At 36.2% G+C, this 14126-nt stretch carries 11 protein-coding genes; 9 read left to right on the top strand and 2 right to left on the bottom strand.

Annotated features, from left to right (window positions below; translation table 11 throughout):
• The first annotated feature begins 36 nt into the window (after positions 1-36).
• From efp to accC, 3 genes are all read left to right on the top strand, one after another.
• Positions 37-603 (top strand): elongation factor P, encoded by a 567-nt coding sequence (gene efp / locus ACQ33O_RS08255; RefSeq protein WP_430995098.1) that lies wholly within the window; start codon positions 37-39, stop codon positions 601-603.
• A gap of 225 nt (positions 604-828) precedes the next feature.
• Positions 829-1302, top strand: coding sequence for an acetyl-CoA carboxylase biotin carboxyl carrier protein (gene accB, locus ACQ33O_RS08260; RefSeq protein WP_430995099.1), 474 nt, complete (start codon positions 829-831; stop codon positions 1300-1302).
• Between the two features lie 215 nt (positions 1303-1517).
• The gene (gene accC / locus ACQ33O_RS08265; protein ID WP_430995100.1) at positions 1518-2855 is read left to right on the top strand and encodes an acetyl-CoA carboxylase biotin carboxylase subunit; all 1338 of its coding nucleotides are present in this window, start codon (positions 1518-1520) and stop codon (positions 2853-2855) included.
• A 15-nt stretch (positions 2856-2870) separates the two neighbouring features.
• Here accC and ACQ33O_RS08270 read toward each other — a convergent pair whose 3' ends face one another.
• On the bottom strand, positions 2871-4283 hold the full coding sequence (locus tag ACQ33O_RS08270; RefSeq protein WP_430995101.1) for an LTA synthase family protein: 1413 nt from the start codon (positions 4281-4283) through the stop codon (positions 2871-2873).
• Between the two features lie 712 nt (positions 4284-4995).
• Here ACQ33O_RS08270 and ACQ33O_RS08275 point away from each other — a divergent pair.
• Positions 4996-6423 (top strand): hypothetical protein, encoded by a 1428-nt coding sequence (locus tag ACQ33O_RS08275; RefSeq protein WP_430995102.1) that lies wholly within the window; start codon positions 4996-4998, stop codon positions 6421-6423.
• Here the strand turns inward: ACQ33O_RS08275 and ACQ33O_RS08280 are convergent.
• Entirely contained in the window at positions 6420-6914 is a 495-nt protein-coding gene (locus ACQ33O_RS08280; protein ID WP_430995103.1) for an asparaginase domain-containing protein, read from the bottom strand. The two genes, ACQ33O_RS08275 and ACQ33O_RS08280, sit on opposite strands and share 4 nt — an antisense overlap.
• Before the next feature lie 134 nt (positions 6915-7048).
• Here ACQ33O_RS08280 and ACQ33O_RS08285 point away from each other — a divergent pair, with 134 nt between their 5' ends.
• The 5 genes from ACQ33O_RS08285 to dnaK all read left to right on the top strand — a co-directional run bounded on the left by ACQ33O_RS08285 (position 7049) and on the right by dnaK (position 14104).
• Positions 7049-8428 carry an alpha-amylase family glycosyl hydrolase gene (locus ACQ33O_RS08285; protein WP_430995104.1) on the top strand — a complete coding sequence of 460 codons (1380 nt, stop codon included), beginning with the start codon at positions 7049-7051 and terminating at the stop codon, positions 8426-8428.
• Between the two features lie 85 nt (positions 8429-8513).
• The gene (locus ACQ33O_RS08290; RefSeq protein WP_430995105.1) at positions 8514-10223 is read left to right on the top strand and encodes a L,D-transpeptidase family protein; all 1710 of its coding nucleotides are present in this window, start codon (positions 8514-8516) and stop codon (positions 10221-10223) included.
• An 18-nt stretch (positions 10224-10241) separates the two neighbouring features.
• Positions 10242-10670, top strand: a complete 429-nt coding sequence (locus ACQ33O_RS08295) for a septal ring lytic transglycosylase RlpA family protein (protein ID WP_430995106.1) — start codon at positions 10242-10244, stop codon at positions 10668-10670.
• A gap of 134 nt (positions 10671-10804) precedes the next feature.
• Positions 10805-12142 (top strand): OmpA family protein, encoded by a 1338-nt coding sequence (locus ACQ33O_RS08300; protein WP_430995107.1) that lies wholly within the window; start codon positions 10805-10807, stop codon positions 12140-12142.
• A gap of 105 nt (positions 12143-12247) precedes the next feature.
• Entirely contained in the window at positions 12248-14104 is a 1857-nt protein-coding gene (gene dnaK / locus ACQ33O_RS08305) for a molecular chaperone DnaK (protein WP_430995108.1), read from the top strand.
• The last annotated feature ends 22 nt before the right edge of the window (positions 14105-14126 follow it).

Consider the following 14126-nt stretch of genomic DNA (forward strand, 5'->3'; position numbering starts at 1 on the left):
AATACCTTACTTTTGCAGCCAATTAAATTAAGTGTTATGGCAACTACAGCAGATATGCGTTCAGGATTAGTCATCAAAGTTGATGGCAGTTTGTATTCAGTAATTGAATTCGGACAAAACAAAACAGCCCGTGCAGCAGCAAAAGTTTGGGCTAAATTGAAAGGTGTTGACAATAGTCGTACCATCGAACTTACATGGAATAGCGGTGAAACCATTTATCCGGTAAGAGTAGAGAAAAAAGCGTATCAATTCTTATATAAAGATGATACAGGGTATAATTTTATGGATAACGAAACATTCGAACAAATAGCGGTACAGGAAAACATGATCGATGCTCCTAAGTTCTTAAAAGACGGACAGGAAGTATCTGTATTGATCAATGGCGAAACAGAACAACCAATGGGAGTAGAGCTTCCAGATAAAATAGTGCTTTTGGTTACATACAGCGAACCAGGTGCAAAAGGCGATACAGCTACACGTACATTGAAGCCGGCAACTGTTGAAACAGGTGCTATTGTAAACGTTCCTTTATTTGTAAATGAAGGAGAGTTGATCAGAGTAAATACCAAAACAGGTGATTACGTTGAGAGAGTAAAAGATTAGTTCTGAAAATGTGCATAAAAAATGGGCCGATTTTTTAAAATCGGCCCATTTTGTTTTTGGCCTATTTTAGGGTATTTTATGTTTTTTTGAGGGTATTTTCTATGGTTTTTAACATATTTAGGCCAAAAAAATCAATTTTTTTATTTTTTATTATTTGCAATTTTGATAAATCATTCCCTATCTTAGCAGCCCGTTTAAATTCATTAAACCATTTAATCTTTTAACATGGATATCAAACAAATTCAGGAACTTGTAAAGCTTATCAATAAAAGTAATATCGGTGAGTTAACGATCGAAGAAGAAGGCTCAAAAATTACGATTAAGCAAAAGAAAGATCCTGCACAAAATGTGGTGGCTTCAGCTCCGGTTTACGCAACAGCTCCGGCACCACAGGCAGCAGCTCCTGTAGCAGCGGCACCTGCGGCATCAAAAGAAACAGCAGCTCCTAAAGCAGACAATCTACTTACAATAAAAAGCCCTATGATCGGTACATTTTACCGCCAGTCTGGTCCGGGTAAACCGATCTTCATAAATGTTGGTGACGATGTGGAAGTAGGCAAAGTAGTTTGTATCATTGAAGCTATGAAATTATTCAACGAAATAGAAAGTGAAGTAAAAGGTAAGATCGTAAAAGTATTGGTAGAAGATGCAAGCCCTGTTGAGTATGATCAGCCACTTTTCTTGGTAGAACCTGCTTAAATAATGTGCAAATTAGCAGATGTGCAAATTTGCAAATGAAAATTCGTTAGTTCTAGCCTTTTATATGACCTTATTTTAATGAAGAATCAGCAATGTTGTAATTAATATAGGTTAAATTATTTTTTAATTAATTTAAAAAATGCGAAAGCAGTAACAGATGTTACCAGTTGAAATTTGAACATCTGCACATCTGCTAATTTGCACATTTGAAAACCATGTTTAAAAAAATATTGATTGCCAACCGTGGAGAAATTGCCCTTAGGGTAATTCGTACCTGTAAAGAGATGGGGATTAAAACGGTTGCCGTTTATTCAACTGCAGATAGAAATAGTTTACACGTAAAATTTGCTGACGAAGCAATATGTATTGGTAAACCAAGCAGTACAGATTCTTACCTGAATATTCCGCACATCATGGCGGCCGCTGAGATTACCAATGCAGATGCTATTCATCCGGGATATGGTTTTCTTGCAGAGAATGCAAAATTTGCACAGATCTGTACCGATCATGGGATCAAATTCATTGGCCCAACGCCTGATATGATCAATGCAATGGGGGATAAGGTTACAGCTAAAGAAACAATGATCAAAGCCGGGGTGCCTGTTGTACCCGGTGTTGAGGGATTATTAGAAAGTGTTGAGCATGCTATAGAATCTGCAAAAACTGTTGGTTATCCCGTAATATTAAAAGCTACTGCCGGTGGTGGAGGTAAAGGTATGAGGGTAGTATGGAGCGAAGAAGAAATTGAAAAGGCTTTCGATACCGCCAAAGCAGAAGCTGCTGCATCATTTAAAAATGATGGTATCTATATGGAAAAATTTGTGGAAGAGCCACGTCATATTGAGATACAGGTAGCAGGAGATCAATACGGAAGTGTTTGTCATTTGAGTGAAAGGGATTGTTCCATTCAGCGTCGTCACCAAAAATTGGTTGAAGAATCTCCTTCACCGTTTATGACACCCGAGTTGAGAGAGAAAATGGGAGAGGCTGCTATTAAGGCGGCTGCATCTATCAACTATGAAGGAGTTGGTACAATTGAATTTTTGGTTGATAAACATCGTAATTTCTATTTCATGGAAATGAACACACGTATCCAGGTTGAACACTGTGTTACAGAAGAAGTAGTGAATTATGATCTGATCAAAGAACAAATCAAAATAGCTGCCGGACATAAAATAAGCGGTAAAAATTATTATCCTCAAATGCATGCGATCGAATGTCGTATCAATGCGGAAGATCCGTATAATGATTTCAGACCAAGTCCGGGCAAGATAACGGTATTGCATACCCCGGGTGGGCACGGTGTTCGTGTTGATAGTCATGTATATGCCGGTTACGTAATTCCTCCTTATTACGATAGTATGATCGGGAAATTAATAGCTGTTGCACAAACCCGTGAAGAAGCGATTGATACTATGAGCAGGGCATTGAGCGAATATGTGATCGAAGGTATCAAAACAACTATTCCTTTTCATTTGCAATTAATGCAGAATGAAGATTTCAGGAAAGGAAATTTTACAACTAAATTCTTAGAAAGTTTTGTGATGAAATAAAAATAAGCTTGATCCTTAATTTTTATTCTTCATTAAATTATGGTTGAAACGATAGCTGGCTATTTGATAGTAAGCTATCGTTTTCTTTTTTAAGCTATCATCAACTTTACTAGATAGTGTCATCTCTCCTTTATCTACTGAATATTGAGTCACCTGTTTTTTATCATTGATTTGGAGGAAAGTATTCTTTGATAATAGCCCTAATGTTCTATAATTGCCAATCAATGCTCGTTCTTCATTTTTCTGCATAAGGTTAACATCTTTACCAAACAAAGACGTTTTATAATTCCAATGAAGCATCCCAAATACAGTAGGCATAAGATCAATTTGAGAAACTAATTTATTGATCTCGTATTTTTGGTTTGGCATATTTACAATAATAGCAGGAATGTGGTGATGGTTAATATTGATATCCCATTTGCCGGCACTGTTAGCACAATGATCTGCAACAATGATAAATATCGTATTCTTGAACCATGGCTTTGTTTTGGCTTTTTCTAAATAATTACCAATAGCAAAGTCTGCATATTTTACAGCGGCATCTCTGCTTCCTTGTGGGAGATCAATTTTATTTGGAGGAAAAGTATAAGGTTTGTGATTGGAAGTTGTCATGATATAATAAAACGACTTCTGATTTTTATCCTGATTTTTATCCTGTATTTTTAATGTCTTACTGAAAATATCTTCATCAGAAATACCCCATGCATTTTCAAATAGCACTTCGCCATCTTCAATATTTATTCTTTCTGTTTTGATGTTATCCGATAAAGGGTTGCCTCTGTTTCTGTCTACAATTTTAAAGCCTTGCCCGCCAAAAAAAGTATTCATATTGTCGAAATATCCATCTCCGCCGTAAATAAAATAATTGGTATAATTTTTTTGCTCAAAAATATTAGCAATAGAAAAAATATCATCATTATTCAATCTACGTACAATACTATTCCCGGGAGTGGGGGGTACGCATAAAGTAAGAGCTTCCATACCTCTTACCGTTCTTGTGCCTGTTGCAAACATATTGTTGAATACAATATTTTCATTTGCCAATCGGTCTAAATTTGGTGTGATGTTGAGCTTATTACCAAATCGTTGCATGAAATCACTACTCATGCTTTCCATGCAGATCAATACAATGTTAGGCTGTGTTTCAGCAATACTATCTGTAGTATTACGTTCTATACTAAACGGGTCTTTTGAGAAAATAAATTCCTGATTGTTTTGTAATAACTCTTTCTTTATAATGCCCATTGCTTCATCTTCCGGAAGTTTGGGATAAAAAGTATAGTAATCCAGTTCATTTGAACGATAAGCGGCGAAAAATGAATACACCCCATTTTTGCTCAATTCATTCTCATACAAATTTGTACTCCACTCAGCTTGTTTGTTTTTTATAAAGAAGCAATAGGCTAGTGTTATTAAAAATACAGGCAATGTAAAAGTTAGTCTTTTTAGAAAGGGTAGCTTGTCGTCAAAAGTTTGTTTAAATATTTTTCTCTTATGTAAGATAAATATAAACAGTCCAACGAGAGAAAGAATGCCCGTAATCAAAAGCGGTAACGGATAAGACTGACTTATATTTTCAAATACTTCATAAGTATAAATAAGGTAATCTACTGCTATGAAATTAAATCTAGTATTAAACTCTTCCCAAAAAGGGAATTCCGCCAAAAAGGCAAATACTGCAATGAGGGTCGTTAGAAATAAAATAATATGTGTTAGAATTTTATCAAAAGTTGAACCAATAAATCTTTTGGGTATTGCTAAAAGGTAGAGAAGGTAAAAAGATAAAAAAAACAGGCCAACTCCCAGGTCATACACAAATCCTAATAAAAAAATTTTCAGAATATGCAAAACTGAAAAAATGATGTTGCGAAAAGATAATACGTATAAAACAAGTCGTATCAGAAAGCTTGTTATCAGATAGATTTTTAAAAAGGAGATATAGGCCTTGTATCTGTCGAACAATTTTATCATCATTTCATTGATTGTTGTATTCGAAAATATCTTATAAAGGTAAGCTAGATATAGTGTTTATGCAATAAAGATGTCTTTCTCTGAAACATCATCGAAAATTTATTGCCGGGATGTACTGTAAATGGTTTTTTCTTAGCTTCATTGTGTGAATTTCTAAACAACGATCGTTATGCCAATTTTATCTCATTACACCGACGGTTTTTTTAAAGTCGGTGCCGAAAACGGATTCCTGCCTGTAAAGGCTCCCATAGTAACATTGCCCGAAAAGTATAAAGCCTTACAGGATATTCTTGACTGTATGCCGGTTGTTTTAAATAGCGATTCATACGGCTTGCTACATACTCCTGATGCGATTGTAAAACCGGTGCTTGAATTGAAAAATTTTATTGATGATGTAAGTGCCGAAACGGACGTTTTTGTGATACAGGCTTTATTCAGATCATACAGCTTTCTAACTTCTGCTTATTTGTTAGAGCCATCTTTTCAACAATTCCGAAAAGACGGAAACTATGGTAAAGCCCGGAATTTTTTACCTGCCAATATTGCTCAACCATTTTGTAAAGTAGCTGAAATGCTCAATGTTTTTCCATGGTTAGATTACCATTATGCCTACTCGTTAGGTAATTATCAAAAGCTTGATACAAAAGGCGATCTGAATTGGGAAAATATTACCATGTGTAATCGTTTTTCAGGGCAGCCTGATGAAGTAGGCTTTATCATGTTGCATGTAGATATCAATCGATTCTCTCCAAAACTTGTTGGTACTGTAATGCAAACGATACAGCAATTGCAGGGAGGTGTTACCACATCAGTATCTCCATTGCTTGAAACCAACTGGCAAACGATGAAGCAAATGAATCTTCGTAGAAAAGAGATGTGGAAAGCATCACGATGGCAACATTACAACGATTTTAGAATATTTATAATGGGAGTGAAGGGTAATGAAGCTTTATTTGGCGATGGAGTGATGTATGAGCATGTATGGGATGAACCAAAAGCCTTCCGTGGACAAACGGGAGCACAGGATGATATAATTCCAATGCAGGATATTTTTTCAGGTGTGATATTCTACTATCCGGAAAATGAGTTAACGAAATACTTGTTAGATCTACGATTGTATCGTCCAAAATGCATTCAGACATTTTTTATTGATTTGGAAAGATCCATGAAAGAAGTGCATCCCAAAGGCTTGATGGGCAAGTTGGTTGAGAACATGGATGTAACCGGTTTGTGCTATCTGTTAGGTATACTCGAAGAAATATATCATTTCAGAAATGGTCACTGGCAATTTGTACAAAAGTATATCATGGCCAATACAAAGTATGCAACAGCAACAGGTGGAACGCCAATTACATCATGGATACCCAATCAAATAATGTCCGTGATCAACCAAATGGAAGATGTTATAAAGGCCTTGCATACATTGCCGCTTACGGAAGAAGAGGAGGCATTGATCTTATTCAGAAAAAATGATGAGACATTGCCTGCAAAAAAAGGATTGATAGCCGGGCAATTAGAATTGATCCATAAAAATGATTTTTCTGCTGAAGCTGTTTTTGCACTGAATGAAAAATTCGGATATAATGATCAGCGTTAAGGAATACTTTCGAATTCACCTTTATCGGTATTTTTTCTAACCTTATTGGCTTCAAATATTTTACCATTCATTGCAATATAAATACCCGGTTTTAGTATCTGAACAAAAGCTAATGCACTACCAAGGTTAAACAATCCATCTGAACTGCCAAACTTGTAGGGTACCATGGCTCCTGTGAGTACAATTGTTTTGTTTGTACATTTTTGTGAAAGATAACTTGCAGTAACAGTCATAGTATCAGTTCCGTGGGTGATGAGGATTCTTTCTTCGGAAATATCATTACATGCATTGGCGATCAATTGCCTGTCTGCCGCATCAAAATCCAGACTGTCTTTCATCATCAATGTTTCTATGGAAAGATCCAGTCTGCTTCTTCCAAGCTTAAGCATTTCATGCAAATGAGTTTCCTTAAAGAAAAGGCTTCCATTCAGTTCATTATATTCTTTATCAAAAGTGCCGCCTGTAATAAATACTTTTATTGATTGATGCATATCAGTATGCTTAATTTAACAATATAGGAGATGAGATATATGCTATTAAGTTAATCAAATTTCACGATGTAGTTATTGGTGAGTGAAAGTGGATTAAAAATTAATGTGTTATATTTACACAATAAATTGTTTGCATGAAAAGAATATTTTTACCGATTATTGCCTGTGTATTTTTGTTTGCCTGCAATAATAAGTTAACTACAAAAGGAAAAAGCAATACTATGTCATTTAAAAAAGCAGACTGGATACATAATACAGACGTTTATGAAGTTAATCTTCGTCAATATACGCAAGAAGGAACGTTCAATGCTTTCGCAAAAGAATTACCACGTTTAAAAGAAATGGGTGTTTCAACGCTTTGGTTTATGCCTATCACCCCAATTTCAAAAAAAGAAATGAAAGGCTCAATGGGGAGCTACTATGCCTGCAGTGATTATACTTCCATCAATCCTGAATTTGGAACTTTGGATGACTTTAAAGTGTTAGTAAAAAAAGCTCATGAAATGGGGATGAAAGTGATCATTGATTGGGTAGCTAATCACACGGGTTGGGATCATGTATGGACCAAATCGAATCCGGAGTATTACGAAATAGACAGCACAACCAATGATTTTAAAAGAGCAAGCGGGATGGATGACATCATTGAGCTTGATTTTACAAATAAAGGTTTGCGTAAAGCAATGATCGATGCTATGCAATATTGGGTAAAAGAGTGTGATATTGACGGCTATCGCTGCGATCTGGCTTTTTGGGTTGAGCTTGATTTTTGGGTTGAGGCCAGAGCTGCATTGGAAAAAACAAAAACACTTTTTTGGTTAGCAGAAAATGACGCCATCGATAATCCGCATTACTATCAGGCATTTGATGCATGTTACTCATGGACGTGGATGCATAAAACAGAAGACTTCTATAAAAAAGATCAGAATAAAAAAATGCTGGATGGTATTTTACAACAGTATGATACAGCAGGAGGAGCAAACGCAATCAAATTATGGTTTACAACCAATCATGATGAAAACACATGGAACGGCACAGAGTATGAAAAATATGGAGATGCTGCAAAAGCTTTAGCAGTATTCAGTTTTACCTGGGATGGTATTCCGCTTATATATAGTGGTCAGGAACTTCCCAATCATAAACGATTGAAATTTTTTGATAAAGATGTAATAGAGTGGACAGGTAAATTTGAAATGGAGGATTTTTATAAAACATTATTGTCAATTCATAAAAACAATCCGGCTTTAAGAGCAGGAGACCCGGCTGTTACAACCTATATCCTGCAATCAAATGCAGACAACAATGTGTTGGCATTTCTACGTAAAAACGGAAATAACGAAGTGCTTGTATTACTCAATCTAAGTAAAGAAAAAGTTGATTGCACAATCAATGATGCCCATTTGTCGGGCACATTTACTGATGTATTCCATAACCTTAGTTTTAACTTTGGTAATACACAGCATTTTGCTTTATCGCCATGGCAATATTTGGTGTATGAGAAAAAAATAAGCCGTTAAAAACATAAAGACAATTTCTACTATTCAAAGGAATTTATTATCTTGTATGAACTAAACTTTCATAGGAGATTTATTTTCCTGATATATGGACCATCATAAAAATCCCTCGGTAATATTCTTTTTTTTGTTTTTTCTGGTATTTGTTGTTGCCTGCAGTAATAATACATCATCGCCGGAGAAAGAAAATATTGTGACCAATCCTGATAAGATTGATGTTAAAACAGCTGAAAATATTGAAGCTGCTCTTCGGTCAGCACTTGCAAACGGAGGTAAGATCAACGACACGATCCAACTACAATTGACATCTTTGGTAAATGCATTTTATAAAAGCAACGATTTTTCAAACGTATGGAGCAAAAAAGAAAAATGGGCACCTTTGGCAGACTCATTATTTCAATTTATTCAACATGCGGAATTGAGCGGATTGTTTCCTAAAGATTATCATGCTAAAAATTTACAGTCATTAAAGTCACAGTTAGATGGAGATTCGTTGAAACGAATGAATGCAACACTTTGGGCAACTGCTGATCTGATGTTTACAGATGGATTGATACATGTTCTGAAAGATCTCAAAGTAGGGCGTTTGCAAACAGATAGCCTCTCTTTAAATGCCGATACTACAATCGTAGAAAATGTATATGTGGATGCCGTTAAAAAAATATTTTCAACAGGAAACTTCTCAGCAGTACTTAATTCATTTGAACCACAGCATAAGGGCTATATCGCTTTAAAGCAAGGCATCAAACGGTTTCTCGATAGTATGGACAGGCGCACTTACACTTATGTAACATATCCTTACAAATCAAAAGATACTAAAGATTCGCTTGCTTTTATTAAAACCTTTCAACGCAGATTAAATGAAAGTAATTGTATTGATTTTGTGAACAAATTGCCCGATTCTTTACAATTGAATGCTGCAGTTAAAAAATACCAGAAACTAAAAGGACTTAAACAAGATGGAGTTATATCTTCTTCACTTATAAGATTGATGAATAGTTCTGACGCAGAAAAATTCAAGCGTATTGCCATTACACTTGACCGCTATAAGCAACTCCCGGCCAAAATGCCGGAGAAATATATTTGGGTGAATTTGCCTGGCTATTACCTTGAGGTTTGGGATCATGATACACTTGCATTGGAATCGAAAGTTATTTGCGGTAAACCATCAACCCGTACACCTTTGCTGAACAGTCATATTACTGATATGATCACTTATCCAACGTGGACAGTGCCTAATAGCATTATTGTTAAACAGTATCTGCCCAAGCTGAAAAATAACCCTAATTATTTATCAAGATTAGGATTACATCTGGTAAACAGTAAAGGCGAAACGGTTAGCGGTAGTAGTGTCAACTGGGCAAAATATTCTAAAGGAATCCCATACAAAGTCATGCAGGGAAGTGGCGATGATAATGCGTTGGGGGTTTTTAAATTTAATTTTGAAAATGAATTTGCAGTTTATCTACATGACACGAACCAACGTTATCTTTTTAAAAACTCCTCACGAGCATTCAGCCATGGCTGTGTTCGTGTACAGGAATGGGAAAAACTAGCTTATTACATTGCAAGGAACGATAGTATGAGCCGAAAACCTGGAGATACCTTGCGATATAATACTGATTCGATAAAAACATGGTTGGCAGCAAAACAAAGAAAACGTATGGATGTAAAGAACGGCGTTGATCTATTCATTCGTTATTTTACTTGTGAAGGAAATAATGGAGTTATTAAATTTTATGACGATATTTACGGAGAAGACAAAGCGCTGAGAGAGAAATATTTTAACGATAAATAAGCTTGTTAATTTTTTTACATGAATAATAGTATCAGCAAAATCTTTCTATTGCCGTTGCTCAAATGTATTTTGATGCTGTTGTTATTGATGTCTTTTTCTCGAAGTATCCTTGCACAAAAACAATCCAAAAAACAAACAGTCGGCAAAGTATTGTATGGTCAGGCAAGTTTCTATGCTAATAAGTTTCATGGAAGAAAAACCGCCAGTGGCGAAATATTTAATCAAACAAAATTTACTTGTGCCTGCAATGCCTTACCGTTAGGTACATGGGTAAGAGTTACCAATCTTAAAAATAACAAATCTGTAATAGTAAAAGTAAATGACCGGATTCATCCAAAAGTACGCAGAGTGGTGGATCTTACTATAGCAGCAGCTCAAAAGCTAGGCTTTGTTAAGTCTGGTTTAACAAGGGTAAAAGTGGAAGTTTTACCCAAGGGGAAATATTAGTGCAATCGATTGCAACTATTCTTTCGTTTTTTTTGGTCATAAACTGTTGAAAAGTTTGCCATTTCAAATAGGAAATAATTTTAAGTTTTCGTTTCAAGCTACTATTTTTGTCACATACTAAACTAATGGTTCATATGAAAAAAATTATGCTGTCTTTTGCAGCGTTCGTGTTATGCATTAACACCTTTGCTCAGAATGAATATAAAAAGCCTGCTTCTATAGGTGTTCACTTCTTTTATGATGATTTTCAAACTGCTTCCGAGATCCGTGCAACCAGCCTTAGTGAAGTGCTGAAGGATAACGAATGGTCTAAAACATCAAGAATGGCTCCGGGTTTTGCCGTGAGTTACATAAAAGGGTTGAGTGATCATGCCGATCTTGCTACAACATTGTCGGGTTCTTTTCTTGATTACCCAATCCCCAATAAAAGTTCTTTTGTAACAAAACATCTTTTATTGGAATTAGCAGCTACTGCTAATTTGAAACTTACTTCAGATAAGTATTGGGTATCACCTTTTCTTACATTGGGTGTAGGAGCATCAAAGTATAAAGATTTTTATGGCGCTTTTATCCCTGCAGGTGTAGGTATACAGGTAAATTTGTTTGATAACGCTTATGTGTTATTGAATTCTCAATATCGTATGCCCGTTACCGAAAATGTAGCGTATCATTTTTATCACAGCTTTGGAATTGCAGGTCCGTTATATGAAGCAAAACCGAAGCCTAAAAAACCGCTGCCGGTTGCTCCGGTAGTAGAAGCTCCAAAAGACAGCGATAGTGATGGGGTTTTAGATGTTGATGATCTGTGTCCGGATGTAAAAGGTCTGGCCACCTTAAAAGGTTGTCCTGATACCGATGGTGATGGTATTACTGATGCTGATGATAAATGCCCAAGCATCTTAGGCTTGGCAAAATACAATGGTTGCCCTATTCCGGATTCTGACAGAGACGGTATCAATGATGAGAACGATAAATGTGCTACTGTTGCAGGGGTTGCCCGTTATGGAGGCTGTCCTGTACCGGATACAGATAACGATGGTATCAATGATGAAGAAGATAAATGTCCAAGCGAAGCAGGCATCGCTGCTAACTATGGTTGTCCTGAAATAGCAAAAGCGGTAGTAGACAAGATCAATGTAGCTGCAAAAAATATTTTCTTTGCAAGTGGTAGCGCAAAATTGTTGCCCAAATCGTTTAAATCATTGAATGAAGTAGTGAAAATTTTGAAAGAAAATCCTACTTATAATCTTGATATTGATGGCTATACTGATAACAGCGGTAAAGCGGATAAAAATCAAACGCTGAGTGAAAGTAGAGCAAAAGCGGTAGTCGACTACCTTAAATCGAAAGGAATTACTGAAGATAGATTGGTAGCAGCCGGTCATGGTCAGGAAGATCCGATAGCAGATAATAAAACAGCTGCAGGAAGAGCTCAAAACCGAAGAGTAGAGTTGAAAGCAAGAAATTATTAAGCAAAAAGGATACATCACAAAAAGCTTCGGTTTTACCGGAGCTTTTTTATTTTCCCCTTTAGGGGATTGGGGCTAATTTTGCACTTTAAATAAGGAAAAACAATAATGGCTAAAATTGCGATCAATATAGCAACAGGAAGTTTGCAACAAGAAGAAATAATTGTAGGGATAGATCTGGGAACTACCAATAGCTTGGTTGCTATTATTCATCCCGATACAAAACAACCGGTTGTTTTGAAAGAACACAATAGCAGCTCATTGGTACCATCGGTGGTGCATTTTGATGAAACAGGTAATATTACTGTTGGTGAAGAAGCGAAGAAATATCTGATCTCACAACCGCAGAATACTATTTTCTCTGCAAAACGATTAATGGGGAAATCATATCAGGATATAAAGGAGAATGCTTCTTTTTTCTCCTATAAAGTGATAGATGACGGAACAGAGAATCTGGTAAAAGTGCAGGTTGGGAATAAATTTTATTCTCCGATAGATCTTTCTTCTTTTATTCTGAAAGAATTAAAGCAAAGAGCAGAACATATTTTAAAGACCCCTGTTAATAAAGCAGTGATAACCGTTCCTGCTTATTTCAATGATGCACAACGGCAGGCAACAAGAGATGCCGGTAAATTAGCAGGACTAGATGTTTTGAGAATTGTAAATGAACCTACAGCTGCAAGTTTGGCGTACGGACTTGGATTACATAAGGAAGAGGAGAAGACAATTGCAGTGTATGACCTTGGTGGAGGTACTTTTGATGTTTCGATCCTGAAAATTTCCAATGGCATATTCGAAGTGTTGTCAACCAATGGTGATACTTATCTTGGTGGCGATGATATGGACAGAGCCATTGTTCAGTTTTGGATGCAACAGTCAGGTATAAACGAAGATGAACTAAAACTGAACAAAGAATTTGCACAAGCCATACGCTTAAAAGCAGAGGAAGCAAAAAAACATTTATCATTCAATGAAGTTTTTGATGGCGAATTAAATGGTGATACATTACTGATCACAAGAAAAGATTTTGATACATTGATTCAACCATTGATAGATAAAACAATCGTATGCAGTAAAAATGCTTTAAAAGATGCGGCATTATCTGTTAATGATATAGATGTGGTTGTAATGGTAGGAGGTAGTACCAGAGTGCCTTTAGTGAAAGAAAGTATCAGCTCATTCTTTGGTAAGCCGGTTAATGATACAGTTAATCCCGATGAGGTTGTTGCTTTAGGTGCAGCCATACAGGCGGATATTCTTGCCGGAAATAACAAAGACGTATTGTTGTTGGATATTACACCATTGAGTCTTGGTATTGAAACTGCCGGAGGGTTAATGGATGTATTGATACCACGTAATTCGAAAATTCCGAATAAAGTCGGACGTCAATATACTACTCAGGTAGATGGGCAGGGCAGTATGCGTATTTCGGTTTATCAAGGCGAAAGAGATCTTGTACAACATAATAGAAAATTGGCTGAATTTAATTTAACAGGTATTCCGGGTATGCCTGCAGGGTTACCAAAGGTTGAAGTGTCCTTCCTGATCAATGCAGATGGTATTCTTGTCGTAAAAGCAAAAGAGCTTCGCAGCGGAGTAGAGCAGAGCATTGAAGTAAAATCACAATACGGATTAACAGATGAAGATGTAGAAAAAATGTTACTCGATTCTATTACACATGCCAAAGATGATATTGCCGTAAGAGCATTAGTAGAAGCCAGAACAGAAGCTGAACAGTTGTTACAGACAACTGAAAAATTCATTCATAAAAATGCGTCACATCTTACCAAAGATGAAATGTTGCAAACGGCAGCAGCAATGCAGGCATTACAATTAGCCATTACAATGGAGGACAAAAATCTTATTCATACAAAGATCGAAGAACTGAATGAAATATCCAGACCATATGCCGAGCGAATGATGGATGTTGCAGTGTCTTCTGCTATGAAAGGAAAAGCTATTTAATATTTCGGTTAAAAGATATTAC

The organism is Ferruginibacter sp. SUN002 (assembly GCF_050611725.1).
In the GTDB taxonomy this organism is placed as follows: Bacteria; Bacteroidota; Bacteroidia; order Chitinophagales; family Chitinophagaceae; genus Ferruginibacter.